General features: G+C 39.1%; 19 protein-coding genes. 13 read left to right on the top strand and 6 right to left on the bottom strand.

Going from position 1 to position 26741, the window contains the following annotated elements:
* Window positions 1-138: 138 nt before the first annotated feature.
* The 4 genes from AAEY62_RS10570 to AAEY62_RS10555 all read left to right on the top strand — a co-directional run bounded on the left by AAEY62_RS10570 (window position 139) and on the right by AAEY62_RS10555 (window position 6036).
* Window positions 139-987: a D-hexose-6-phosphate mutarotase gene (locus tag AAEY62_RS10570; RefSeq protein ID WP_007580460.1), complete on the top strand. Its 849-nt coding sequence runs from the start codon at window positions 139-141 to the stop codon at window positions 985-987.
* Window positions 988-1023: 36 nt separating this feature from the next.
* A complete protein-coding gene (locus AAEY62_RS10565) occupies window positions 1024-1557 on the top strand; it encodes a PH domain-containing protein (protein WP_024589616.1) in 534 nt (177 codons plus the stop codon).
* Entirely contained in the window at window positions 1550-3097 is a 1548-nt protein-coding gene (locus AAEY62_RS10560) for a PH domain-containing protein (protein ID WP_350634922.1), read from the top strand. Before AAEY62_RS10565 ends, AAEY62_RS10560 begins: the two co-directional genes overlap by 8 nt.
* 122 nt (window positions 3098-3219) lie before the next feature.
* Window positions 3220-6036, top strand: a complete 2817-nt coding sequence (locus tag AAEY62_RS10555) for a TolB family protein (RefSeq protein WP_024589618.1) — start codon at window positions 3220-3222, stop codon at window positions 6034-6036.
* 16 nt (window positions 6037-6052) lie between these two features.
* Here AAEY62_RS10555 and AAEY62_RS10550 read toward each other — a convergent pair whose 3' ends face one another.
* Both AAEY62_RS10550 and AAEY62_RS10545 read right to left on the bottom strand, forming a co-directional pair.
* Complete coding sequence (locus AAEY62_RS10550) at window positions 6053-7213, bottom strand: tetratricopeptide repeat protein (RefSeq protein WP_024589619.1); 1161 nt, start codon at window positions 7211-7213, stop codon at window positions 6053-6055.
* A gap of 49 nt (window positions 7214-7262) precedes the next feature.
* The gene (locus AAEY62_RS10545) at window positions 7263-8396 is read right to left on the bottom strand and encodes a PepSY-associated TM helix domain-containing protein (protein WP_350634921.1); all 1134 of its coding nucleotides are present in this window, start codon (window positions 8394-8396) and stop codon (window positions 7263-7265) included.
* Window positions 8397-8686: 290 nt separating this feature from the next.
* On the opposite strand from AAEY62_RS10545, the gene AAEY62_RS10540 reads away from it, so the two are divergent.
* From AAEY62_RS10540 to AAEY62_RS10525, 4 genes are all read left to right on the top strand, one after another.
* Window positions 8687-9301: a PQ-loop repeat-containing protein gene (locus AAEY62_RS10540; protein ID WP_033012533.1), complete on the top strand. Its 615-nt coding sequence runs from the start codon at window positions 8687-8689 to the stop codon at window positions 9299-9301.
* A gap of 70 nt (window positions 9302-9371) precedes the next feature.
* On the top strand, window positions 9372-10196 hold the full coding sequence (locus AAEY62_RS10535) for a hypothetical protein (RefSeq protein WP_350634920.1): 825 nt from the start codon (window positions 9372-9374) through the stop codon (window positions 10194-10196).
* Window positions 10193-10666 (top strand): pilin, encoded by a 474-nt coding sequence (locus tag AAEY62_RS10530; RefSeq protein WP_154903804.1) that lies wholly within the window; start codon window positions 10193-10195, stop codon window positions 10664-10666. The genes AAEY62_RS10535 and AAEY62_RS10530 overlap by 4 nt, the downstream gene beginning before the upstream one ends.
* 19 nt (window positions 10667-10685) lie before the next feature.
* On the top strand, window positions 10686-11474 hold the full coding sequence (locus AAEY62_RS10525; protein ID WP_350634919.1) for a PhzF family phenazine biosynthesis protein: 789 nt from the start codon (window positions 10686-10688) through the stop codon (window positions 11472-11474).
* A gap of 69 nt (window positions 11475-11543) precedes the next feature.
* On the opposite strand, the gene AAEY62_RS10520 is transcribed toward AAEY62_RS10525, so the two are convergent.
* Window positions 11544-14051, bottom strand: a complete 2508-nt coding sequence (locus tag AAEY62_RS10520; RefSeq protein WP_350634918.1) for a zinc-dependent metalloprotease — start codon at window positions 14049-14051, stop codon at window positions 11544-11546.
* Between the two features lie 287 nt (window positions 14052-14338).
* Here AAEY62_RS10520 and AAEY62_RS10515 point away from each other — a divergent pair, with 287 nt between their 5' ends.
* Window positions 14339-15517 (top strand): efflux RND transporter periplasmic adaptor subunit, encoded by a 1179-nt coding sequence (locus tag AAEY62_RS10515; protein WP_007580481.1) that lies wholly within the window; start codon window positions 14339-14341, stop codon window positions 15515-15517.
* A 12-nt stretch (window positions 15518-15529) separates the two neighbouring features.
* Window positions 15530-18652, top strand: a complete 3123-nt coding sequence (locus tag AAEY62_RS10510; protein ID WP_024589624.1) for an efflux RND transporter permease subunit — start codon at window positions 15530-15532, stop codon at window positions 18650-18652.
* A gap of 90 nt (window positions 18653-18742) precedes the next feature.
* On the opposite strand, the gene AAEY62_RS10505 is transcribed toward AAEY62_RS10510, so the two are convergent.
* A complete protein-coding gene (locus tag AAEY62_RS10505) occupies window positions 18743-19195 on the bottom strand; it encodes a c-type cytochrome (protein WP_197236933.1) in 453 nt (150 codons plus the stop codon).
* 226 nt (window positions 19196-19421) lie between these two features.
* On the opposite strand from AAEY62_RS10505, the gene AAEY62_RS10500 reads away from it, so the two are divergent.
* Both AAEY62_RS10500 and AAEY62_RS10495 read left to right on the top strand, forming a co-directional pair.
* Window positions 19422-21755, top strand: coding sequence for a S8 family serine peptidase (locus AAEY62_RS10500; RefSeq protein ID WP_101163831.1), 2334 nt, complete (start codon window positions 19422-19424; stop codon window positions 21753-21755).
* A gap of 11 nt (window positions 21756-21766) precedes the next feature.
* Complete coding sequence (locus AAEY62_RS10495; RefSeq protein ID WP_101163830.1) at window positions 21767-22300, top strand: serine protease external chaperone; 534 nt, start codon at window positions 21767-21769, stop codon at window positions 22298-22300.
* Between the two features lie 74 nt (window positions 22301-22374).
* Here AAEY62_RS10495 and AAEY62_RS10490 read toward each other — a convergent pair whose 3' ends face one another.
* A complete protein-coding gene (locus AAEY62_RS10490; protein ID WP_024589627.1) occupies window positions 22375-22845 on the bottom strand; it encodes a DUF2721 domain-containing protein in 471 nt (156 codons plus the stop codon).
* A 191-nt stretch (window positions 22846-23036) separates the two neighbouring features.
* Between AAEY62_RS10490 and AAEY62_RS10485 the strand changes: the two genes are divergently transcribed.
* Window positions 23037-25211 (top strand): S9 family peptidase, encoded by a 2175-nt coding sequence (locus tag AAEY62_RS10485; protein WP_024589628.1) that lies wholly within the window; start codon window positions 23037-23039, stop codon window positions 25209-25211.
* Window positions 25212-25248: 37 nt separating this feature from the next.
* On the opposite strand, the gene AAEY62_RS10480 is transcribed toward AAEY62_RS10485, so the two are convergent.
* Window positions 25249-26736, bottom strand: a complete 1488-nt coding sequence (locus tag AAEY62_RS10480) for a sensor histidine kinase (protein ID WP_024589629.1) — start codon at window positions 26734-26736, stop codon at window positions 25249-25251.
* Window positions 26737-26741 lie beyond the last annotated feature (5 nt).

Here is a 26741-nt window from a genome sequence, read left to right as displayed (position 1 = left end):
GTTTACTGTATATGTATTAATCGGCAATGAACAAATTCAGCAATCAATATTTAATATCAATAGCGTATACTTTAAGCATGCATTATTGTTTCTGCACAAATATTAAAAATCTTTAGTATCAGTATTATAGGGGAAGGTATGAAATTATCGCCATCAGTTAGCATTGAGCAAAGCGAAACCGGTCTTGAGTTTATTAAAATAGCTAGCTCAAAGTGCGATGCAAAAATATTTTTGCAAGGTGGGCAAATTACCGAGTTTATCCCTAAAAATAACAAGCCACTTATATGGGTATCACAAGACGAAACTTATCAAGAAGGGGCAAGTATTCGAGGTGGTATTCCTATTTGTTGGCCGTGGTTTGGTACACACGCTAATGATGGCTGGCCTGCCCATGGTTTTGCGCGCACAAGTGTGTGGCAAGCTGATGAAGTACACGAATCTGATGAGCAAATTACAGTTAGTTTAAAGCTACCCATGAAGCTTGTTAATACGACGTATTGGCCACATCAGTCAGCATTAAAAGTTGAGTTTGTATTAAGCGATAAATTACAGGTTCGCTTAACGACCGCTAACTTAGGGAGTGCGCCATTTAGCTTTACTCAAGCGCTACATACCTATTTTCCTACATCAGACATTACAAATACCCATGTAGATGGTTTGCAAGGCGCGCAATATATTGAGTTTAGTGAAGGGCCATTTGTACAAAATGATGTTGTAAGCTTTAATCGCGAAACCGATATGGTTTATACACAAGCAAGTACAGTGCAAACCATTAATACGCCAGAAGGTGTTATTAATGTGAGCCGCGAAAACTCAAGTTCGTGTGTACTGTGGAACCCATGGATAGAAAAATCAAAACGCTTATCTAACTTTGCTGACGATGAGTATAAAACAATGCTCTGCTTAGAGGCTGCTAATGTACTGACAGATAAAGTAACGCTTGAGCCAAAACAAAGCCACACCTTAATAACCACCATTAGTTGGTAAGCTAGCCATAATTAAAAGCAGGAATAGGGACAAATAGTGTTTAACAATCAACAAATAATGGATTTACCAAAGCATAGTGATATTAGCTTTAAGCCATTGGCTGATAAAGCCTTATTACATACACAGCTTAGCTCGCTTCTGTTTTATATACCGCTAATTGGAGCGCTTATTGCTGTTTGTTATTTTAATGAAGCCTTTGCTAATAATGCACAAACGTATTTGCTAATTGGTATGCCTATTTTGGTGGCCGTATCTATGCTGTACAACATGATAAGTGTGAGGTTACGAGGTTTTGCAGTGCGAAATCATGACATTGCTTTTAAAAAAGGCGTTATTTGGCAACAAGTGACGGTATTACCTTTAGCGCGTGTACAGCATATGGAAATACACCAAGGGCCAATAGAGCGAAAACTTAGCCTTGCGAGTATTAAATTATTTAGCGCTGGTGGTGTAAGTGCCGATTTACAAATTAGTGGGCTAACCCATGATGATTGTAAAAATATGCGCCAATTTGTACAAAACTACCGCCAAGACGACGCAACTACTCAGGCAGCTTTAGTCGATGAGTAATACAACTATCGAAGATAAAGCGAGCCCTATTTACTGGCAGAAAGTATCGCCCTGGGCACTTTTATACTTTGTTGTGCACTTTAGTGTGCGCTTTGTAAAAGATGGCCTTTTAAACTTACTACCTATGCTTGTCGTGTTTGTTACTCAAGTAGAAAATAAGTTGTTTTGGGCACAGGTTGCAGGTGGGATTGCGCTAATTTCGTTGCTTATTTACTCATTTTTATATTATTTAAATTTTAAGTTTTGTATTAGTAGCGACAACGAAATATTGCTTAACAAAGGTGTATTTAAAAAAGAGCGACTTACGCTTAAATTTGGTCGTGTGCAAAACGTTAATATTGCCGAGCCATTTTATTTTACCCCCGTAAACTTAGTTAATTGTATTTTTGATGCAGCTGGCAGTGTGTCACAAGAAGTTGTTTTACCTGGCGTCACTAAAGATTATGCACAGCAAATGCGTAAACAAATATTTGATTTTAAAGCACAGCAACAGCAAGAAATACAAAATACTGAACAAAGCAAAACAGACATTATCGAAAACAGCCTAAGCATTAGCAATAAAGAAATAGCTAAATTTGGTTTAATGTCGAATATGGCTATTTTAGCAATCGCTGCTTTGGCCCCTTTTATAAACCTGATTGTTGATTTTTTAGAGAAGCAAATTATTGCGAAAGTAGAAGGCTTTTACCAACAAGAGCTTGGTATGCTGGCAAGTGCTGCTACCTTTGCGATGATCACCTTAATTGTTTTGTTAGTTTTGGTGGCTGTAATGCTATCGGTGACTATGTCGCTTATTCGTTTTTATAACTTTGAGCTTTATTTTAAAGGTCAAAAGTTTAAACGTATTGCTGGCTTGTTAGAGCGCCATCAGCTTTCAATGAGCATGGATAAAGTGCAATCTATTGTTATTAAGCAAAACCTAATGGGGCGATTACTAAAGCGATTTACCGTTGAGTGCTTGCAAGCAAGTAGCGGGGGAGTAGCAGCCGGTGTTGCGGCTAAAAAAAATAAACAAACCTTGGTATTACCCGTATTAAATAGCGAACAAGTTGATAGTGTATGCCAATGGATTTACCCGTGGTTTAATAGTAAAAAACTCGCTTTTAAGCGCGCAGAGCGAGCGCTTTTGTATAAAAATTTAGGCTTTTATTCACTGTTACCGAGTGCATTAGTGTTTGGCTTTTGTTTTATTGCTGATATTAATACTTTGATAAGCCTTGGTGTTTTGGTGGTGTTTTCTGGCTTGGTAACTTTATCGTATCAGCGTTATGGTTATTACATGCATGAGGATAATGGTCGATTTTACATGGTTGTACGCAAAGGTATGATTGGCGTTCATTACCGTGTTTTTGAGCTTTATAAAGCGCAAAGTGCACGCAGTATAAGTACGTACTTAATGAGAAAATCAGGCTTAAAAAGCCTGTATATACAACTTGCTTCAGGGTTTGCATTTATGCCCTACATAAAGCAGCAAGATGCTGACTTTATTATTGATTTTACAATTAAGCAGATTGAGTCAGATACTCGCAGCTGGATGTAAACTCCCCTGATAAAACATGTGTAAATACACATTTGCACATGCTTTATTACACTTTCTTACTGCCCATGAAAGACATTTAATAATACCCTAGATGGTATTAAGGAATTCTTTTAGGGACGCTCATGAAAAAAACACTTATCGCATCAGCTTTATTACTAGCAGCACCAAGCTTTGCAGCCGATTGGCAAACTATTCATACTGAACATTTTAATATTCACTACAGTGTTGAGCATGCTGATTTTGCTAAATCAACTGCAACAGAGCTTGAAATAGTACGCACCAAAGTGCTTGAGCAGCAAAACAGAGCACTTGATAAAACAGTTGATGTAGTGGTGTTTGATCCCCTAAATGCAGCAAACGGCTTTGCGCTACCTACCTCAAGTAACCCTGTAATGGCACTTTTTACAACCCCACCACAATCCGACACAGTTATATCAAACAGCTCTGGCTGGCAGCAGTTGCTTGTGTTGCATGAATATATTCACTTAGTGCACTTAGCACAGCCTACACGCAATCACTGGCAGCAGAAAGTACGTGGTATATGGGATTTATACGACTTAACCTACAGTGATACGCCGCGCTGGGTAGCCGAAGGTTATGCCACATTGATTGAGTCTAAAATGACGGGTCGTGGACGTTTGTTTGATAACTACTCAGAGTCAACACTGCGAGAATTTGCTCAACAGGGCGCACTGCCAACCTATGGGCAGTTAAATGGCGAGCAGGGCTTTATGGGCGGCTCAATGGCGTATTTAATGGGTAGTCGCTTTTTAAATTGGTTAGAGAAAAACTATTCAGAACAAACACTCGATAGTGTTTGGACGCGAATGCAAGGCGTAAAAACGCGGAATTTTGATGAGGCATTTAGCGGTGTGTTTGGGCAAAGTGCAGCCAAGTTATATCGCCGATTTATAGCTGAATATACCTATAAAGCAATGCAAATAGAGCAAGGGGAGTCGTTACTTAATAGTGAGCTTTGGCTTGAGCTTAACTTATATGCAAGTAACCCAGTACTTTCAAAAGATGGTAGTAAAATTGCGATTGTTGAGCGAGATAAAGAGAGTAATACCAAGCTTATAATTTATAGCACTGATGACAACATTAAAGCGCAAGAAGAGTTTACTAAAGCGCAAAAAGAGCTACTCGAAAACGATGCACAAGACATTCCCGATACAGCGCCAAGTGTATTTAAGCGCGAACAAAAACAAGTGCTTAATCAAATTAACCGAGCCGTTATTGCAAATCCTCAATGGGTAAATAGCACAACGTTGTATTTCAATGCGTACAGCAATGAAGAGTCGGGTATTTATAACAAAGTGTCTGACATATTTAGCTATAACACTGACACTGGAAATATTAAACAGCTTACCGAACTTGCTGGTATACGACGATTTAGCGTAACCAGTAACGGTGAAACCTTGTATGGCGAGCAAATAAGAGATGGCTACTCTGAATTAGTAAAGGTTGATCTCAATACTCAAACCATCACACCATTATTTACAAAAAGCCTTGAGACAACTTACGATTACCCAATTCTCAGTCCTGACGAAACTAAATTAGTTTATTTATCAACATCATTAAATGAAAACTGGCAATTGTATATACAAGGTGTAGGCGGCAATCAGCAGCAATTAGTACCTATGCCAAACGGGTATCAATATTTAAGTCAGCCGAGCTTTAGTCTTAATGGCGAGTCAATTTACTTTGTTGCAGGTTTAAATAGCGCCACCGATATTTATAACTACAACATAGAGAGTAAAACACTCACCAAGTTAACCCAAGGGCAAGAGGCAGTTGCCCACCCAATTGAAATGGCCGATGGCTCGTTACTCTATTTTTCGATAACTGCAGATGGGCCAAATGTAAAAACACTGCCAAAAGCTATAAAAAGCACTGTAGTTACTGAGTTTGCAGCTAACAAAAAAGCACCGCTGCTAATAGTAAACGAACATACACTTCCAAAAGCTAAAATATATAAGCACGAAACTACAGAGCAAACAAATTACAACGTACTCGACCAGCACGCTACCTTTGCACTAGGAACGCAGTATTATTCGGCTTCTACCAGTTTGTTAGATTTAAGCATTAAAAGTAGCGACTTATTAAAGCAGCTCGACTTACAGGCGGGGTATAGCACTGATTTACACGATGGAGCACTGCACGGTGGTTATGTGCAGGCAAAATATAATGCGCTTGATGTAAAACTGAAACTAGCATTGTTTGACTATAATTTAAATACATCGCGCCAGTATCAGCAAAGCCTAAATGCAGACATGGATGCCCGTGGTGGTTTTGCTGCAATAAATTACCCTGTTAAATTAGGGCAGCTAAGTTTAACGCCAGAGCTTGCCTACAATTACACTGATTATAAGCAAAGCCATAAAAATTGGACGCGTTTAGGCGTTGCTCAAAATTGGCAATATGATCGTCAAGACTTTGTGATAGGCCAGAGCCTTTATGCGAGTTGGTACGATGGCAGCACCAAAAATAATAATTGGCAAGGTTACGATTTAGCCGCCAAAATTTTTGGTAAAGCGTTTGGTATTTCTCTTTATGCAAACTTTGATCAAAAGCAGCGTGATGATGGCAGCCTTGCATTAGGTGGCTTTAGCTCAAATCTTATTAATCAGCAGCAAAATAGTGAATATGTACTTTCATCTGAGCTGCCTTTTTACAGCGCAACTGCAAAGCGCTATCAAGGCTACGGTGGCGGCTTTAGCTTTAAAGAAGGCATGCCGTGGCTTTATTATAAGCAACATCAACTCGACGGCACCGTATATGCACAAAGTTACGGTTTAAAATACCAAGGTGATTTTAGTTTTGGAATGGGGCCTGCAGGCGTAAATGATTTAACATTTAATATGGGTGTGTCGCGGGTTGAGGGCAGTAGCTTTGATGATGAAATGCGTGCTTGGCTGAGCTTTTATTATTCGTTATAAATATCAATTGGCTAAGTTACTTATCCATCTGCAAGGATAGTAACTTAGCTTGATATACATCGAGTTTTTGATTATCACGTTCTAGTTCAATTGCTTTCTCAAGTAAGGTTTGTGTTTGTTTAATATTACCTTGTTGATAGCGAACTTTTGCGAGTTCCAAGTATAGCTCAGCAATGTAAGGCGCTTTAGTAATAGCTTGCTCAAGGTGTGCTTTAGCCTGATGAGCGTGGCCAGCTTGTAAGTCGTTTTTAGCGATTACTAGTAATTCGTATGGGTCTTTTTCTTTATTAACTAATTGTGAAGTGAGCTCTTTAACAAGCTCTTTGTCGCCTAATTTTTTAGCTAAAAGCTGATAGTTGCTGATTAAATTAATGCTTATTTCATTATTACTAAGTGCTGTTTGATAGATGTTTTTAGCGCTTTGTAAATCACCAGCCCGACGATGCAAAATGCCCGCTATATTAAATAATTCAGGATCATTGGGAGTGTATTTGTTTGCTTGTAAAATAAGCGAGTAAGCAATATCCAGCTGTTTGTCTGCTAGCGCTGTTGCAGCTAAATTACTGTAAAACTTCGAAACTAAATCGTTATAATCTGCACTGCTTGAATAAAAACTGCGACGGGTAGGAAAGTAGTCGATTAAGGTGCCCGCTCTGAAAAATTCAACAATATTATCATCTTTTTTCTCTACTTTTGGGGCGTATACTCTTGTTCTAAAGTGGCTTGCTACATAAACAACATTATTTTCTTTTGCGTATACAGGCTGACTTGTTACTTCTTGAAAGCTCGTTTCTAGTCCGAGAGTTTGTGCATAGCTTTGTGTTAAAACAGCTAAGCTAATACAGTTGCCTTGCGAAAGTTTTAAGGCTTGGGCTGAAGTAAGTGTATCGCCGTGGTATTTAAAGTTAGCTAAGTTGCTTTCGAGGTAGTTGTAAATAATGCGGTCATGACGGATTTCAGACTGTTTTTGTTTTTCGGCATAGGCTAAAAATTTTTCTTTTTCAGCATTTGGCAGCTCGAAAATACTGTACTCAGAAGGAGTGTCGAGTTTATTAAACAAAGAATGGTTTAATAGTTGTTCAAGCTCTATTTGTTGTTCTACTTGCTGAACCTTGGTTGTGTTACATCCAACTAAATATAAAAAAGTAATACAGACTGCTATTTTATAAAACATCATAAACCCACTCCATTGTTAAATTTTACATTACAATGTGGTGGGTTTTTAATCAAGCACTTGCTGTACTGCGTTTACTTAAGCGGTTTTTTTGTGATTGTTTTTTACGTTTTCGGCGAGTAAACCATAAGTAAAAACCAGTACCTGCTAGCCACACTGGGCTTAAACCAATTACGCACCACAGTATTTTACTTATTAGCCCTGCAAAGTAGCCAAAATGAAGCTTTCTAAAACTATCAATTACCTGCCAGCCAACGCCTACTTCGCGAATATCCCAGTTAGCTATGTGCTCGCCTGTTAGCTTGTTATAGCTAACAGTATTGGCATACTCACTAGCAAGTGGGTTGGCGGTATCGACTTCGCCGAATAAGGTAATGTTTTCGTCAGGCTCGAGTGGCATAACTAAAAACGTGCCGTTAAAAGTGGGTATTTGTTTTTTACTGTCATTGAGTATGTGTTGAAATGAAATATCGCTACTGTGTAGGTTTTTGGTTAGTACAAAGTGCTCTTCCTCTGCGTGTTCAATAACTTCGTGATACCACACCGCCCAGTTAAAGTAGCCACCTGTGATAGCTAAAATAATAATGATGGGAGATCCTATAACCCCCGTCATTTTATGAATGTCGCTAAGTACAATTTGCAGTGTTGCACGCCAGCGCACACTAAATAGACGCTGCCAAAATTTACGATAAATAATAAGCCCAGTAATACCTAATACCAATAAAAACAGAGCAAAAAAGAAGCCTAGTACAGTGCCTGTTTGCCCTGGCAGGTTTTTAAAGTCGTTCAGTAAAAAAGTGTAATGTAGTTCTAAAAACCAATCGGTAAAATAATGGCTGGTACCAACAGGTTCAGACAAAATGTCACCCGTATACTGGTTTAAATGAAACTTATACCATTGCTCTGTGCCGCGTTTGACTAAGTAAACCCGATCAGCTGTATCATCGTTAAATATTTCCCAACTACTTACTACATATTCAGGGTAAGCATGCTCTGTTTTGGCAATTAACGTGTCGATTGGCATGCGCTCTGGCAGTGCATTTACAACAAAGTGGCTGCTTGGCATAAGTAAGCCATCTATTTCACTTTTAAAAACTAATACGCTCCCTGTAATACTAATAACAATCAATGGAATGATAGCTATTAGAGCGATCCAACTGTGAATTTTAAAAAGAGTTTTTCTCATAGGTAGTTTTATATACAGCAGTTAATGACTTGCGCATGATAACAACTATCATTTTTATTTAATAGTTAGGCGGTGAGGCTTTCTATTAAACCGGTAAACCGTGAACTTAATTCTACGGTTTTTGTATACCTAGCTTGCCAGTACCTAAAACAAGAATTTCTTATTTAGTTGAGTTAAATTTACGCGGCTCTACAATGCCGCGCTCATAGTAAAAGCCTTTTAAAACAAATGTTTATTAAATGTTTTTATTTCTGCTTTTAATTAACATTTATGTAACGAGCGAGGTTGCTTTGGCGCATTATTTGCCTATATTGTCTTCATTTATTTTGGTTTTTAGTTTTTTACCATTACTAAACAAAATTCGAAAAAATCGTAGTGTCTCAGGTTTATCACTATTGATGATGACGTTTGGGTTAGCACAAAGCCTTTATTTTATAACCTACAATATTTATTTTGAGCGTTTTTATATTGCGTTACCATTTATTGTAACTGGTGCGTTAAGCGGACTTATTTTGTATTTTTTTGCACGTTATAACGCAGCTAAACGAGAACGGGTACAGTTGTTTACTATGCTAGGTTTTTCGTTACTGCCTTTTTCACTGCTTTTGAATTCAAGCCTCGATACTGCAACGGTATTAAGCGCTTTAACGTATGTTGGCCTTGTGATGAGTTCGGTACGTGTTATGCCGCAAACTTATAAAACATTGCGTACGGGTAATGTGAGTAATTTAAGCGCGCGCTACTTTAGCTTGCAGTTTATTGCTGGTATTTGCGGCTTAGTTGTTGAGCTTACAACAGCGGCTCCAAGCACAGCGCACTTACTTATGTTTATTATGCTATTGCTTACCAATGCTGTGCAATTTGGTTGTATGCAATATTATAGAATGCGACCTGTAATGGCTTGAAAACAAGCTACTTAAGTTCCTATTTAGCTTAATTTATGGCAAATTACTTTATCTAATAAAAGGATAAAGTATGAATTGGAATCAGTTTGGCTATATTTGCCGTGTTAATAGCTCTAAAACACTAAGTACAGAGCAAAAAGATGAGCTGAGTACACTGCCCCATTTAAATATGTATGCCAATAGCGGGTCGCATAGTGAATTAGCGCATAATCTGGCGACGCAAATTGCATCTCAAGATGAGGCAACATCGCAAAAGCAAGCTACGTATTATCAATGTTTACCGGAATTAGTTAACGAATTTAAGTTTGAGCACAAGGGCTGGCTTAGTTACTTAACCATTGTATTTGTTATTTATGTTTTATCCTCTTTGTTGTATCAGTCTTTTGTTGTGCCTACTTTTGTTGAGATATATAGCAAGCATACTGTTTCTTTAAATCATGTATTTGATGATTATTTTACGTACTGGTATGTGCCAATTATTTTACTCGTTTTATTGCAGAGTGTTATTTTTACCGTTATTTTAAAGCTAAAAAATGTAAGTGCTCTCACAGAGCTAAAGCCTTTTTCGGGTTTATTTAAATTTCTTATTCCTCGTCAATTAATTAATGAGCATAACTCTTTAATTACCACGCTATTATTTCCAAGTAATCATAAAAAGGGTGTTAAAGCCTCTACACCTCAAACCCAGCACTTAGCTCAATGCGAGCTGCTAGGTTTAGAAACCCAAGAAGAATTTAAAGCGTTATTAAAGCAGCAGCTAAAGTTACTTAATACACATATTAAAAGCTTTATAAATAAGCTCGTTATTGTTTATGGTTTGGTCATTGTTGTGTCTATTTGCTTATTTGTGAAAGCGGCTTATCAACCACTATTTATGCTAGGAGAAGTGCTATGAGAACAAAAGGATTTACGTTAATAGAGTTGATGGTGGTGGTGTCCATTATTGGTATTTTAGCTGCGGTTGCGCTACCTCAATACAGTAAGTATATACAACGAGCAGAACTTGTTGACCCACTTGCAATGGCAGCTGCCATTAGAGAAGACGTTACGGTTTATTATCTTGAAAACAGGCGTTTTCCAGCAAGTAATGAACAAGCAGGTGTGCCTGCAAGTAAATTTTTGATTGGCAATCGAGTAACAGGTATTACAGTTGATAATGGTGCTATTCATATTAGCTTGGGTAATAAAGCTTCACAGCTTTTGAAAAATACAGTTTTAACATTCAGACCCGCAGTTGTAACGGGAAGCCCTACAAGCCCGATTGCGTGGTTATGTGGGTTTGACGAACCGGTAACTGGCATGCAAGCGGTTGGCGAAAATAAAACAACAGTACCAAAAGAAATTTTACCTTCAGCGTGTATATAAAATTGTTTAGGGGATTAAAGTGCAATTAGCTATTCATCAAATTGATGCGTTTACGAATGAGTTATTTAAAGGTAATTATGCGGCAGTGATCCCACTAGAATCGTGGTTAAGTGACGATTTAATGCTAAAGATTGGCGCTGAGAATAACGTATCTGAAACTGCTTTTACCTGCCGGCAAGACGATGGAAGTTTTGTTATTCGTTGGTTTTCGCCGTTAATGGAAATCGATTTTTGTGGTCACGCCACACTTGCGGCTGCCTATGTTTTATGTGAAGAGCATAACATATCGCAAATTCGCTTTATTGCTGATGCGGTGGGCGAGCTAATCGTTAATAAAAACGCTGATGGTAGCTTTGCAATGACCTTTCCAAAACAAGCACCGGTTGAAGTGCAAAATGTGCCTCAGCAACTACTTGACGGCCTGTCTATACAACCGAGTAAAGTGCTTAAAAATCGCCAAGCCTATTTTGTTATTTATGAAAACGCCGATCAAATACTTGAATTAAAGACTAGCTCAGAGCTTTTAAAAACACTTTATCCACTTGATGTAGTGGCCACTGCTCCAAGTGCTGAATATGATTTTATATCTCGTTATTTTTGGCCTGCAAGCGGTGGCGACGAAGATTATGTAACAGGCTCTATTCATACTGGCTTAGCACCTTACTGGGCGCAGCAATTGGGTAAAACTACGTTAAGCGCTTATCAGGCTTCAAGCAGAGGCGGGCATTTACTATGTGAAGTGGGTGATACAACCGTCACCTTAACGGGGCATGCTGTAAGGTATTTAAAAGGCACTATTTATATTTGATCTGTGAATTAAGTTATAAAAAAGGCCACGTTAAACGTGGCCTTGGTTTACTCAATTAGCAGAGATATTTTACGCTTCTAGCGCTTTTGCAATTAAGCGATCAATATATTTTTTATGCGCTTTAGTCGCAGTATCTGCACCCCAAGCAACACTGGTATCGGCTATTTGAGTTAGCTGATATAACGCAGCTGTTTTAGCTAAGTTATCGTATTTACTTGCTTTGCCAAGACCTGCAATTGCGATTAGCTGATTAACATACTCAATTTGTAAGTTGTGACTAATAGAATTTGTGTCTTTGCTTTTCACAAAAATATTAGCGGTTAAATCTTGCATAAACTGAGTTAGGCTATATTCATTGCCGTACAAAGCAGTATCAGAAATACGCAGTAATACGGCTGGGTGTAATAGCTGCGCAAGTACAGATTTTTGCATACCTAAAATCATTTTGTGTGCTTTAGGGTCTTCATTTTTACCAAAGTGATTAAAGCCACGACGTTGCAGTTGCAAGTAGCTATATAGAGGTTGCATGTTTTGTAGTACGTCTGGTGCAAATACAAACTTTGCGAGTATATCCATCGCTTGTGTTTGACGCTCAAGAGATACCGGTGTAAATGGTTTATCTGCGTTTGCATCACCCACTACAGCACGCTCAACGTACACACCACCAATCTGGCGAGAAACAACACCCGCTTGAGCTCGGTACTGACCAAACAAGCTATTAGCAGAGGTAACAAGCTGTTGGTAAGACTCGCCTTTAACTGTTGCTTTATCTTTTAGCTCAGTAAATAGTTTATTAATTAGCGCCATACGATCTGCGCCATAGGCAGCAGGGTTTGACGACAAATCACCAATCATTACACGTGGATCGATATGGCGACCTGGTGCGCGCATATCGTCTGCATCGTTACCAAAGGCAAGGGCATGTTCACTTGAGCGAGCAAGTATTTTTTCAAGTCTAGCTTGCTCAGCAGCTTCATCTGCAAGTGCTACGCTGTAGCCGTAGTTAATTGCCCAATCATCGTAAGGACCTGGTTTTGTTTGAAAAATATCACCTTGCTGCATACCAATTGGGGCAATGTTAGCCGGTGCATAATCCATAACAGAACCGGTTACTATGCCTTGGGTTTTGTTTTTGTCGTGTACTTCTTTTTCATCCCACAAAATAGATGATTTCATATTGTGGTTAAGACCTAAAGTATGGCCAACTTCGTGAAGTACCAATTGCGTTAGACCCTGGCGAAGCATTTCTTTATCTTCAATTTTGTCGCCGCTAGCAAGACCTTTGGCAAGCATTAGATTTTGTTGAATCTCATGCCCTAGCGAGCAATTTAGCTCACCGGTATTTGTTGTTTCACCGTGGCTCATTGTTCCTTGAGTAAAAAGTGTGTCGTAAATCCAACGGTTTTTCATAAATACAAACTCAAGCATAATATCTGAGCCCAGTATTTCGCCTGTTAATGGGTTAGCAAGTGCTGGTCCGTATCCGCCAAATGGAGGCTTAGGTGACGAAGTCCAACGCAGTACGTTGTAATTAATATCGCCCGCATCCCAGTCTGCATCATCTGGTTGTACTTTTACCTCTAAGGCATTTTTAAAACCGGCTTTTTCAAAAGAAGTATTCCACGTTAAAACAGCGTCACGAATAGTATCGCGCCATTGGATAGGTGTGGTGTTTTCTATCCACCAAGTAATTGGTTTTACTGGCTCTGAAAGTGCTGCACTAGGGTCTTTCTTTTGTAGATCCCAACGTTTTATAACATCTTCATAAGGTGCCCAATCGGCAGATGTCATTTGATCAAATTGATTTGTAAAATAACCAATGCGCGCATCATCCATACGTGGTGCGTAGTTATTGCTAGGTAGAGCAACAAACGAGTGCTGAACTTTTACCGATATACTACGCGGGTCGCTTACTGCATTTGAGCCACGTACTGTTGGGCTTGGGTTAGTAAATACGTAATCAACAACCACGTCTAGATTATTAGGGTATGGACGCTGTTTAATAATGCGTGATTTTTTATCGTCTAATTTGCCTACTTTAAAGCGCTTTTTAGCGTTTTTATCAGCTGGATTTGGCGTAGGTGATACTTTATGAAGTGCTTCGCTTAAAAATAACTTATTTACGTTAAATGCTATTTTACCGTCTTCTTCCTTTTCTATTTTAATGCTCGCAAGTACCGCTTCACTAATATTGGCATCACTCGCTTTTGAAATTGCACTGTTTTCGTCAAATTTGTAGCGAGGTGTTTTGCTAATGATATCGATACGATCAAAGTATTTTCTAAATTCAATTAACTTAGTTTCACGGTACGAACCACGATAATGGCCTGCATCTGTAACGCCATCGACAGTGTGCGCAAAATATACAAACGGCGTATTAAGTTGGGACTCGTTAATCACCATAAGGTGCTTACCGGTTTTTTCGTCTTGATAAAGGCTAAATATACCGGCAAATTCGGTTTGTCCTTTGATCATTTCGCTAAGTGTTTTTGGCTCTTTTTCGTCTTTTTTATCGGCTGCAAGTGCATGGCTGCCAAACGCTAAGCTAAGCGCAAGGGTGATGGTCGTTAATTTCATTTTGAGACTTTTAATATTTGTTAATTTAATTGGACTGTACGTAAATTAATTTAATTTCGCACATCTTCGCGACGAAATTTAAGTGTACAACGCTAATTAACTGATATTAATAAACAAAAGTTTGTAACAAAATATAACGAATGAGGTGAGCTGCATGCAAAGTTATTTTTATAGCCCTAAATAGCAGTGGTTTATATGTATTTGCAACAGTTGCTTACAAATGTCACCTTAATGTTTCATATGGCTCTGGTATTATGACGTTAATAGAATTTTGGGGATAATAGGATATGCAAACAAATTCACTTAGATGGGTTTTTCCATTTGTAGCGCTAATTGTTGGTGTTGTTGGCTTTATGGGAATAAATGCCATTGCACAAGAGCCAGAAAAAAAAGAAGTAATTGATACTCGTCCAACAGTGCAAGTTGAGCCAGTGGCTGCAAACGATCATCAAGTTATTATTAATAGCTACGGTGAAGTAAAGCCTCTTGAAAGTACACAGCTTTCGGCGCAGGTGTCGGGTGAAGTGTTAAGTTGGCATCCTAATTTTGTAGCCGGCGGCATCGTTGCTCGCGGTGAAACGTTATTCACTATCGAAAAAGACAACTACGAAGCAGCAGTACTTGTTGCAGAGGCAGAAATTGCTCGTGCACAAGCAGGCTTAATTGAAGAGCAGGCCCAAGCTCAAGTAGCCGCAGATGAAGCAAAGCGTTTTCCAAGTAAAGCGCGTACCGACTTATTTTTACGTAAGCCTCAAGTGTTAAGTGCGCAGGCATCTGTAAAGTCGGCGCAAGCTGCATTAAAACGTGCACAACGTGACTTAGATAATTGTGAAGTAACAGCCCCTTACGATGCATTGGTTATTAGCCGAAATGTAGGTGTTGGTCAATTTGTCACTATGGGTTCGCAAGTTGCTGAGCTCAATAATATTGAAACTGCTGAAGTGATTATTCCTATAGCAGGGTTCGATAGCGTTTTTTTGCCAGAACGTATTAAAGGCATTACCGCAACGATTATTCAAAAAGGTCTAAACAGCTTCACGCGTGAAGGTGTAATTGACCGCGACCTAGGGATTGTTGATAACGCTACGCGTATGAGCAGTCTAGTAGTGCGTATAGAAGACCCATACGGTCTTAAGAATATACAACCAGCCATTAAGTTTGGCAGCTACGTACAGGTGAATTTTGCAGGTGCAATGCTTAATAATATTTACCGTTTACCGCAAGCTTTGGTTAACAACCAAACTGTGTGGGTAGTAAACGAAAACCAAGAGCTAGAGCCACGTAAAGTAACGGTTATTCGTGAAGAGGGTGAGTATTTTTATATTAGCAGTGGTTTAAATGCCGATGACAAACTCGTTATTACTTTACCTGAATACCCGCAAAAAGGAATGCAGGTTAAAATTGCAGGTGTAGCTGCAAAACCTGAAAGCTCAGAAACGAGCACTTCAAACACGCAACAGCTGTAGGGTGTAATAGTTATGAGCGAGTCAATACAACAAAAACAAACAGGGCTAATTGCCTACTTTGCTAATAATTCAGTAGCCGCTAATTTAATGATGTTTTTTATCATTATTATGGGGGCTATAAGTTACTTTACGATTCAGCGTCAAATGTTTCCTAATGTAGAGATTAACTACATTAATATTGAGGCTAATTACCCAGGTGCCTCTCCTCAGGAAATAGAAGAAAGTATTCTTATAAAAGTTGAAGAGTCACTTAAAGATATAACCGAAATTAAAAAAGGCGTGTATCGCGCATTTAGAAATGGCGGTACAGCAAGCCTGGAAATAAATACCGATGCAAAACTTACCGATGTGCTTGATAAAGTAAAGTTGCGTGTTGATGGCATTGCGACTTTTCCGGCGGGTATGGAACCGGTCACCATAAGTCAGGTTGAGTTTAGGCAAGACGTAATAGGTATGACGCTCGTTGCTGACTTACCACTTACAGAGCTTAAGCCTATAGCAAACCAAATAGAGGATGAGTTACTACAGTTATCTAACGTGTCGTTAGTGGTAAACGATGTTCCTCTTGATGAAATAGCAATTGAAATAGAGCCCGATACGCTGCGTCAATATAACCTAACCCTTAGTGATGTAATGAATGCAGTGCGTCGTTATTCAGCTAACTTTTCGGCGGGGCAGCTAAAAACAGACGCAGGTGTTATTTCTGTTCGCGTCGAGAATCAGTTTTACTCGGGTGAAGAGTTTAGGCAAATTCCGGTAAAAATTGGCGAGTATGGCGCTAAAGTTTTACTGCAAGATATTGCCGTGATTAAAGATCAATTTATCGAAGGTGAGCGCTACTTTAAGTTTAATGGCGAAAACGCGGTGTATTTATCGGTTAAAGCAACGCAAGAGCAAAACATGATTCCCGTTGCGGATTCGGTTAAAGCGTTTATTGATCAAAAAAATAAGCAACTACCGCCGGGTATTCGATTAGAGCCATTAATGGATATGACCTACTACCTAAATGCTCGCCTTGATATGATGAAAGCTAACCTGTTTCAAGGTGCAATTTTGGTGGCAATTATGTTGTCGTTATTCTTACGTTTTAAACTAGCGCTTTGGGTAATGATTGGCTTACCTGTTTGTTTTTTAGGGGCCATGATGATGATGCCACTATTTGGCATTAGCATTAATATTATTTCGTTATTCGCTTTTATAATGGTGCTCGGCATAGTGGTGGATGATGCCATAGTGATAGGGGAAGCTGCCTACACCGAAGTTGAAAAAAGCGGCGGTGGTGTAGAAAATGTTGTGCGTGGTGCTAACAGAGTTGCGACCCCTGCGACCTTTGGTGTGTTAACAACGATTGCTGTATTTGCACCATTCACAATGTCGAGCGGGCCAGAAAGTGCCTTCTTTTATGGTATAGCCGTTGTGGTAATGCTGTGTTTAGTATTTAGTTTGATTGAATCAAAGCTGATACTGCCAGCTCACATTGCTCATACGCACTTTTCGCCGATTAAAAAAGGTGGCTGGCGCGATCGCTTCAATACACGCTTTTTTGGTTTCGTAAATGGCCCATACAAACGTTTTATTGCTAAGTGTGTTGATTGGCGCTGGACTGTTTTGTTTGCTTTTATTGCAATGTTTATAATCAGTATTGCACTTATTACGTCTAATAAAGTACGTACAGTTCCAACTCCTAAAGTGCCGCACGACTTTCCACAAATTCAAGTAGAAATGAACGACAACGTTTCTGACTTACAAACCATTGCTGCTATTCGTGAAATAGAAGCTATGGTACTTAGAGTCGATGAAGAGACTGAACGTGAGTTTGGTCAAAAAATTATTCGTGATGTATTGGTATTTAATCAAGGCAGAACCGAGTCGCAGTTACTAGCTCCATTAGTTGACGAAGATTCACGTCCATACAATGCATTTGAGCTTTCTCGACGGTGGCGTGAGGCTATGCCGACTATTGCTGGTATTAAGTCGTTAACTATTCAAGACGATGTTGGTGGCGGCGGTGGTAATGGCGGCGGCGAGTTTGGCTATTTACTGTATGGCTCAGACATAGATACTTTAAATCAAGCGGGTCGTCGTTTTATTCAATTACTTCAACAGCAAAAAGGATTGTTTGATATTAGCTCAACCATAGATCCTGCGAGCAAAGAAGTGCAAATGAGCCTTAAACCTGTTGCTTACGATTTAGGCTTAGATTTAGCCGGTATTGCAAATCAAGTGGGTGCTAGTTTTTATGGTGGCGAGGCACAGCGTGTAATCCGAAACGGCGAAGAAGTACGCGTAATGGTACGTTACCCTAAGCTGACTCGTGAGGCATTTTCATCGCTTAAACACACCGTTGTTACTACCCCACAAGGGCGAGAAGTACTTCTTGGTGATGTAGTAGAGCTAACAGAAACGCCAGGTATTAGCTATATACGCCGCGAAGGTGGTTACCGTACCGTGTATGTTTATGGCAATATTGATGAAGAGCAAATTGAGCCAGGCGAAGTGGTTAAGCAAGTAAAAGAAAATCTACTGCCACAGCTAATAGAAGAATTCCCAAGTGTTAAATCAGAGCTTGGTGGCGCAATAGAAGAGCAGCAAGCTCAAGCTAATGAGCAAATAATGTTTTTTATTGGCGGAATGATTTTAGTATACATACTGCTAGCTGTGCCGCTTAAAAGCTATTCACAACCGCTTATTGTAATGTCGGTTATTCCGTTTAGTTTAACCGGGGCTATTTGGGGTCATTACTGGTTTGATTTAGATATGAGCTTAATGTCGGGATTTGGCTTAATTGCCGCAGCAGGTGTTGTTATAAATGATTCACTTGTAATGACAGATTATGTAAACCAAGTTCGCCGCGAAGGTGTTAGCGTTAAAAATGCAGTAATAGAAGCTGGTTGTGCCCGCTTTAGAGCAATACTATTAACGTCTATAACAACCTTTGCTGGTGTATTACCTATTATGTTTGAAACAAGCCTGCAGGCTAAGTTTGTAATACCTATGGCAGTAGCACTTGGCTTTGCTGTTATGTTTGCAACGTTAATAACGCTTATATTAGTACCGTGTTTATATATTATTCTAGGCGATATTGGTGCGTTATTTAAGCGCCCTTTTAAAAGCCGAGCTGCTAAAGTCTCGTAAATATAAAGCATAAAAAAAGCACTGACCGTTATTAACGCTCAGTGCTTTTTTATTATCTATTTATTGTTGTTAAACTGGCTACAACAATAATTAATCTTTAAATTGCTTATGGCAATCTTTACAGCCTTTAGCCCATGCGCCAAAAGCTTTACCAATTACGGCTTTATCGCCCGATTGGGCTGCTAACGCTAGCTTATCTGCATTTGCTGCAAAAGCATTCGCTTTTTCAACAAAGGTTGCATTTTCGGCCCAAACAGCAGCAAGTGCAGCTGTATCGCCTTTATCTGTCCCTTCGTAAAACGCTTCCCATGGCATTTTTGAAAGTGCAGCAGCGTTGTTAGCACGCATTTTAAATTGATCTGCGTCAAAAGGTACTTTACCTTTTAGCATTGCGCCCATGTCACCAATTTGCACTGAAATCATTGAAAACGCAGCTTGGCGGTATTCAATCGCGTCACTTGGTTCTTTAAATGCAGAATTTGCCGATACGCTAAGTGCACATGTAGCTAATGCTATACCTGCTAATACTTTTTTCAATTTCATGTTTGCCCCTTTAAAGTAATTGTTAATCCTGTTCTATATTAGCTTCTTTGAATGTTCAAGTTAATATATGTGCTTAATAATTGTTTCTTTAACTAAGCATACAACGATTACCCTATCGTTACATCTATTGTCTTTATTGTTAATGACTGTAAACACCTCGTTGTTATTTTGATTCCTGTTGTGTAACTTCCCCCCCCATCATAAAAATAACTAACAAAGAGAGTTTATGAAAAATAATATTTTTAAAATGTCAGCATTGTCTGCTGCAATAGTGGTATCACTTTCTGGTTGTGGAAGTAGTGATGACGATAATAAAAGTAGCGTACCATTAGTTACTGACGTAGCTCCTAAAGCGAGCGATGTAGTTGTTGTAGATTTAAAACAATGGATCCCTGTTACTGCAGAATTTAAAGCCAGCGATAACGATGGCGATGCACTTACATTTAGCTTCACTGAAAACGGTGAAGAAGTGATTGCAGAAGATGGCGTATTTACATTTAGTCACGGTACTCTAACTGTAGAGGGAACATCATTTACTTATGTTCCAATGACGGATGATGATGCAGTTATTGATTACACTGTAAACGCAAATGGTAAAACGGCTTCTGCGCAAATAAACATTTCAGGAGTTGTTGGTGACCCATTAGCAAATCAACAATGGCACCTAAATAATACAGGCCAAAAAGCATACTCATTAAGCGATGAAATGAAGCAGGGCTTAGTTAATTTATATGTAAATCTATTTGGCGATACAGAAGAAGAAGCGCAAGCAAGTGTTGATGCTAGTTTTGCTAATGCAGAAGCTACAGGTTTGGTTGCTGGTGAAGATATGAATGTAACAGCCGCTTATGCTCAAGGCGTTACAGGAGCTGGTGTAACTGCTGTTGTTGTTGACTCGGGCATGGAAATTCGCCACGAAGATTTAGTAGATAACGTATTACCAAATCGTTCTTTAAACCTTAACGCTGAAGCGCTAGATCGTACAGACCCTACAAGTACATCAAACAGTGGTGACCACGGAACAAGTGTTGCCGGCTTAATTGCAGCAAAAGGTTGGAATGGCAAAGGCGGCCGTGGTGTTGCACCTGATGCAGGCTTAATCGGTATGAACTACCTTGGTGGAGATAAAGTAGCACAAACTGATTTACTTGCTCATGGCTTCCCTGGTAGTGGTATTAGTACGTCTGAAAATATTTCAGCCTTTAACCGTAGTTACGGTATTACGTTCCCTACGTTTATCGGTTATTCAGAGCTAGATGAGGCAATTGAGTCTTACCCTAACCTTAACCTTCGTGACGGTAAAGGTGCGCTAAATATGAAATCTAGCGGTAACTCATTTGAAGACGGTGGCGATGAAGGTTCTTTATGTGCTGACAATGGTGCAAATGACTTAGGTTTAACTTGTTATAATGGCGCTTTTGAGCCAAGCCAAGGCCACCCTTATTATTTAAGTGTTGCTGCAGTAAATGCTAATGGTAAACATACTAGCTATTCTACAGCGGGTGCTAACGTAATGGTGTCGGCTCCAGCGGGTGAGTATGGTCGTTTTGCACCTGCAATGGTAACAACAGATCAAATGACTTGTATTAATGGTTATTCAGGTTTCAATGGTGGTTCTATTGCAGCATGGGCTGCTGCTTATGGTGAAGAGTTTGCTGCAAGTCAATATCCATTTAACTACCCAGGCCATGCAGACAATGCAAGCTGTAACTATACTTCAACGTTTAATGGTACATCATCTGCTGCGCCAAATGCATCGGGTGTGGTATCGTTAATTCTTTCGGCTAATCCAGATTTAACATGGCGTGACGTTCGCCATATCCTTGCATCAACTAGCACTTTAATTGATGCAGATAATGCTGCTGTTAAATTAACAGTTGGTGAAGGCGAATTTGTTGCTCACGACGGTTGGATTGAAAACTCTGCCGGTTATAACTTCAATAACTTATATGGTTTTGGCCGTGCTGATGCTGGAGCTGCGGTTTCTATGGCGAAGGCTTATGATGTTGCTTTAGGTGAACAAGTTATTACTCAGTGGAGCGGTGTTGGTTCAGTAATTGCTGAAGACGCACTTGCACTAGAAATTCCAGATAACAATGCAACGGGTCTTACACAAGAAATTGAAGTGACTGAAGAGCTAAGCATTGAAGCAATGCAGTTTAAGTTTGATGTAAGTAATGCTGAAATGGGCTTTGGCTTAAGCGATGGTACACAAACTTCAGCCGGAACAGATTTAGCTATAGAAGTTACATCGCCAGCGGGTACAAGAAGTGTATTACTGTCATCTAAGCAAGCTTTATTCTACCCAGCATATAGTTTCACTAGCAGTTGGAGTGTTGGCTATATACTAAAAGATGCAGTAATGCTTTCAAATGCGTTTTATGGTGAGTCGACTAAAGGCACTTGGACAGTTCGTTTACTAGATACGAGCGCAGATAGCTATGCACTTAGTAAAGGTGATGACAATGGTTTAGGTGTAGTAGGTATTAGCAATAATAGTTCAGCAAGTGTTTTAGAGGGTGTGTCTTTACGCGCATTCGGTCACGCAGGTCAAGAGTAAGGATTATGAAAATGAAAGTTAATAAATTAATCGTATTAAGTGCTGCTGCGTGTATTTCTTTAAGCGCTACGGCAAACACAAGCTTTGATAAAGAGCTTCAACTACCAAAGAAGCAAGCATCTAGCTTAAAGTATACTAAAGCTGATTTTGGTTCTTATAAAGTAGAGAAAAATTTACGCTTAGTGCCATCAAGTGTTGCTGCCGATGAGCATGTAGTTATGCAAAAAGGCGACATGGCGGTTGTTAATGTTGCAAGTACATCTGATGTAGTAACTAAAGGGTCATTAGTTCGTAATATTCTTACTAATAACTTAAGTTCTTTATCAGGTAATATTACGGTACTTTTAAAAGATGGTATTACTGCTAGCGACATTGCTGCAGCGGCTGGATTAAAAGTGGTGTCTGTATTTCCTGGTACTAAGATTGCCGTTTTAGCAGTGAATGATGGACAAGATATTTTAGTTGCAGCAGAGCAGTTAAATGCTTCAGGTTATGCTAAAGAAGCTAGAATTGAAGTGCTAGAGACGATTTATACTGCACAATAAGTTATTTTATTAAATAAGCTTATTTAATAAAAACCCCGAGCAACATTAGTTGCTCGGGGTTTTTTTATAAAAAATTAATCGTTTATATCAATATCTGCAAATATCATCCCGCGACGCATGCTGCGCGTTGCTAAAAATACTTCGCCTAATAACGACATAAATGCACATATAAGTAATGCCATTGCTGCTACAAAACAACAAGCAATGGTCACGCTTAAGTTAATTGATTGAATGTGCGACAAGAATAAAAACATAACCACAGCACATACAAGTAAGGCACTTAATACACTTAAACTAAAAGCAATATGTATACATCGAGATCTTTTTAATAAAGCGCGGAGTTCTGTTGCTAGCGACTTATTAAAATCATCATCTGTATTTACTTTTAATCTTCTCTCCAATAAGCGCGCTCTGTCGGTAATTCGTGCTAAGCGATTAGATAAAACACCTAAAGTTGCTGCTATACCTGTGATTAAAAATACGGGAGCAACGGCCGTTTGAATTACTTTTGCCATAGTTAAAATGTTAATTACTTCGCTATTCATTACTACCCTTAATCAGTTGAGCCTAAAAGTGATTTATATATCTACAGAGTACCTGATGTAGGCTTATTAAGAAAAGAGGAATTACGTTGATTTACTTTACATAGCTTCACAAACTAAATCACAACACAGGTTATTTTTAGGTATATTTAATTACTTAATAAAAAATAAAAATACAACAAGGACTTTGACTGATGAAACGTACCCCATTCGCACTCGCAGCACTATCACTCGCTATTTTAAGTGGCTGTAATCAAGCCCCTGAAGAAACCAAAAAAAGTAATACACAAGTTAAAACGGTTCAAGTAGTCCAAGCTGTTGCCCCGGTTGCTAAAAAAGTGCCACATGAAATGACTATTCATGGTGACACACGTATAGATGATTACTATTGGCTGCGTGATGATGAACGTAAAGCACCAGAGGTAATTAACTATTTAGAAGCTGAAAATACATACACTGATGCAATGCTCGCACATACTAAAACGCTGCAAAGTGAGTTGTTTGAAGAGCTAAAAGGGCGTATTCAAAAAGACGATGATTCAGTCCCAGTTAAAAACGGTGATTATTTTTACTCAACACAAACACGTGGCGATAACGAGTACACTACTTACTTACGCAGCAGCGATTTTGCAGGTACCGATCAGCAAGTTATTTTAGATGTAAATGAGCTTGCTAAAGGCCATGATTATTATGCAGTAAGTGGTTTAGATGTAAGCCCTAATGGCAATTTAATGGCTTATGGCGAAGATACTGTTAGCCGTCGTATTTATAGCGTAAAAATAAAAGATTTAACTACCGGTAAATTACTCGAAGACACACTTGAAGGCACCAACGGTGGCATTGTGTGGGCAAACGATAATAAAACGGTTTACTACATTAAAAAAGATTTACAAACTCTACTAGGTTACCAAGTGTATCGTCATACATTAGGTACATCGCAAGCTGATGATGAGCTAATTTACGAAGAAACTGATACCAGTTACTACATGGGTATGAGTAAAAGCAAAGATGAGTCAGAGATTTATATTTGGCACAGTAGCACGGCTGCATCAGGCGTATCGGTATTAAGTGCTGATGATACTAAGGCAATGCCTAAACGCTTAATTGAGCGCGAAGCAGGGCTTGAATATGATATTTCGAAGCTAGGGAATACTTACTACATTGTAACTAACTTAGATGCTGTAAATTTTCAGCTGATGAAAGTTGATATTGATAAAGCAGGCGACAAGGCTAATTGGCAAAGTGTGATCCCTGCGCGCGATGATATTAAACTCGAAGGCATTGATTTATTTAATAACTACTTAGTTTACCAAAAACGTGAAATGGGCCAATCAAAGTTGATTGCGCGTAATTTAAAAACAGGTAAAGAGTTACCACTGAGCTTTAACGATAGCGCTTATACAATTGGTACTTATGGCAATAACGATATAGATAGCAGCACGTTACGTGTTTACTACACAAGCATGACCACTCCAAGCTCATCGTACGATGTAGATTTAGCGACTGGCGATAAAACGCTTCTTAAGCAACAGGTTGTGTTAGGTGATTTTGATGCTGACAATTACGCGTCAGAGCGTATTTTTGTAACAGCACGTGATGGCATAAAAGTACCGGTAAGCTTAGTTTACCGTAAAGATGCGTTTAAAAAAGATGGCACTAACCCGCTACTGCAATATGGTTACGGTTCTTATGGCGCTACCATGGATCCAACGTTCTCAAGCTCACGTTTGAGCTTGTTAGACCGTGGCTTTGTATTTGCAATTGCCCATGTACGTGGATCGCAAATGCTAGGTCGTCCTTGGTACGAAGACGGCAAGCTACTAACTAAAAAGAATACATTTAACGACTTTGTTGACGTAACTAAAGCACTGGTTTCTCAAAAGTATGGCGCAAAAGATGAAATATTTGCGTTAGGTGGCAGTGCTGGTGGCTTATTAATGGGCGCAGTAGCAAACCAAGCGCCTGAGCTTTATAAAGGCATGGTTGCTGCGGTACCGTTTGTAGATGTAGTGACAACGATGCTTGATGCGAGTATTCCGCTTACAACAAATGAATACGGCGAATGGGGTAATCCGAACGAAAAAGCGTATTACGATTACATGCTGTCTTACTCGCCATACGACCAAGTATCTAAGCAAGCATATCCTAATATGTTAGTAACGACTGGCTTGCACGATTCACAAGTTCAATACTTTGAGCCTGCAAAATGGGTTGCTAAGCTGCGTGACTATAAAACTGATGACAATAAGTTATTGTTTAAAATAGATATGGAAGCAGGGCACGGTGGTGCATCGGGTCGCTTTAAACGCTTAGAAGATACCGCGCTAAACTATGCATTTATGCTTGATTTAGCGGGTATTAAAAAGTAATTAATATTTAAATAGATTTAACTCAATAAGGTGCTTTTTAAGAAAGCACCTTATTTTGTGGCAAGTTAAAGCTAAACATAGTGCCTTTACCAATTTCACTTTGTACGTAAATTTCGCTATCCATCAGTTTTAATAACCCTCTGCAAATAGCCAATCCTAAACCACCTTGCTGGCGCCCTTCTTTATTAGAATTACTTGCTTGGTAGTGCGGATCAAAAATAGCATTCAGCTCATCTTCTTTTATGCCTACGCCCGTGTCTGATACATGCACAAATAGTTGATTATCGTCACTGCGTTTTACATGTACTGCAATGCTGCCGCCACGAGGGGTATGCCTAATTGCATTATCAATTAAGTTACTTAACACGCGCTCTAATTTAGCTATATCGGCAACCACAGGAAAATCACAAATCGCAGGTTCTACCGACAAACTAATGCCTTTTTTGTCAACGGCTAAACTAAATTTTGCCATGCAATCGTAAATGAGTTCACCTAAATTAAAGGTTTCTTTATTTATGTTTATTTCGCCATTTTCTAAGTGAGCAAGCTCAAATATTTGCTCTATGAGTAGCTTTAATTGCCCGCAATTATTAAGCGATACCTGCAAGTATTCTTGCTGCTCTTTTTTACTTAGCTGCTCGCCTGACTGATTTAATACTTCTAAAAACCCCTGCAGTGAAGCAAGTGGTGTACGTAGGTCGTGCGATAGATGGGTCAGCAACTCTTTGCGTTGTTTATCGCCTTGTTCAAGCGCTTTAAGCTGCTCATTAATACGCGTTAACATGGCTTGAATACTTCGCCCTAAACTATGCACTTCGTTACTTTTTTGCGTTGAATAGTTACTTAGCTTGGTGTCGGTAAGGCTGTAGTTAGCGGCTTCAATATTACTAACATCGCGTGCTAAGCGCTGAATTGGGTTGGTAAAAAAACGTAGTAAAATTAGCATCGCAATAAATAAAAATGCGAGTGCAGAGCCAAGCCATAAAGCAGCTAGCCATAACTTATCATTATTTTTTACAGTGCTTAGTGAGGTATCGTAAGCCTCACCACCAATAATTACATATAAATAACCTTGTAGCTTATCTTGATTAAATACTGGCGCGGCTGAAAATATTTTTTGTTGCTCTTTATTACGAGGATTGTCACCATAAATAGGTGCAGCGCTTGGGTCGTTAATCAGCCTTTTTAAAGGCGTTAAACTAATATGCGTGCGTTTAACTTTCCCCGGCTTTGCTGAGTAAGTAAGAATTTTTCCGGTTTCGTCTACAAAATAAAATTCAAACGCCGGGCCTAATAACATTAAGGTATGAAAAAGATTTTCAAGCGCTTTGTAGTCGTAAACACCTTCTTTTATTAATGGATTATCTTGTACTAAATGCTCCGCTAACGCTAAGTGCAGATTTTGTTCGGCGTGGTGTTTTGAAGTCAGTTCTAATTGCTTGCTCCAGCCGTAAACTAGGGCGCAAATAAAACAAAAAATCACGACTAGCGATATAGCTAATTTTTGATACAAAGATAATTTCATAATAG

This window comes from Pseudoalteromonas sp. GW168-MNA-CIBAN-0100, from assembly GCF_040309225.1.
Taxonomy (GTDB): domain Bacteria; phylum Pseudomonadota; class Gammaproteobacteria; order Enterobacterales; family Alteromonadaceae; genus Pseudoalteromonas; species Pseudoalteromonas arctica.
The sequence above is the reverse complement of the archived record's forward strand: the minus strand, read 5'-3'. Positions and strand labels throughout refer to the sequence as shown.

Bases quoted from the DNA above. Each gene is read 5' to 3' on its own strand.
- AAEY62_RS10485 (WP_024589628.1), top strand. From the start codon at position 23,037: ATGAAACGTACCCCATTCGCACTCGCAGCACTATCACTCGCTATTTTA.
- AAEY62_RS10570 (WP_007580460.1), top strand. From the start codon at position 139: ATGAAATTATCGCCATCAGTTAGCATTGAGCAAAGCGAAACCGGTCTT.
- AAEY62_RS10500 (WP_101163831.1), top strand. From the start codon at position 19,422: ATGAAAAATAATATTTTTAAAATGTCAGCATTGTCTGCTGCAATAGTG.
- AAEY62_RS10560 (WP_350634922.1), top strand. From the start codon at position 1,550: ATGAGTAATACAACTATCGAAGATAAAGCGAGCCCTATTTACTGGCAG.
- AAEY62_RS10545 (WP_350634921.1), bottom strand. From the start codon at position 8,396: ATGAGAAAAACTCTTTTTAAAATTCACAGTTGGATCGCTCTAATAGCT.
- AAEY62_RS10480 (WP_024589629.1), bottom strand. From the start codon at position 26,736: ATGAAATTATCTTTGTATCAAAAATTAGCTATATCGCTAGTCGTGATT.
- AAEY62_RS10495 (WP_101163830.1), top strand. From the start codon at position 21,767: ATGAAAGTTAATAAATTAATCGTATTAAGTGCTGCTGCGTGTATTTCT.
- AAEY62_RS10535 (WP_350634920.1), top strand. From the start codon at position 9,372: ATGAATTGGAATCAGTTTGGCTATATTTGCCGTGTTAATAGCTCTAAA.
- AAEY62_RS10505 (WP_197236933.1), bottom strand. From the start codon at position 19,195: ATGAAATTGAAAAAAGTATTAGCAGGTATAGCATTAGCTACATGTGCA.
- AAEY62_RS10490 (WP_024589627.1), bottom strand. From the start codon at position 22,845: ATGAATAGCGAAGTAATTAACATTTTAACTATGGCAAAAGTAATTCAA.
- AAEY62_RS10520 (WP_350634918.1), bottom strand. From the start codon at position 14,051: ATGAAATTAACGACCATCACCCTTGCGCTTAGCTTAGCGTTTGGCAGC.
- AAEY62_RS10555 (WP_024589618.1), top strand. From the start codon at position 3,220: ATGAAAAAAACACTTATCGCATCAGCTTTATTACTAGCAGCACCAAGC.
- AAEY62_RS10515 (WP_007580481.1), top strand. From the start codon at position 14,339: ATGCAAACAAATTCACTTAGATGGGTTTTTCCATTTGTAGCGCTAATT.
- AAEY62_RS10510 (WP_024589624.1), top strand. From the start codon at position 15,530: ATGAGCGAGTCAATACAACAAAAACAAACAGGGCTAATTGCCTACTTT.
- AAEY62_RS10550 (WP_024589619.1), bottom strand. From the start codon at position 7,213: ATGATGTTTTATAAAATAGCAGTCTGTATTACTTTTTTATATTTAGTT.
- AAEY62_RS10530 (WP_154903804.1), top strand. From the start codon at position 10,193: ATGAGAACAAAAGGATTTACGTTAATAGAGTTGATGGTGGTGGTGTCC.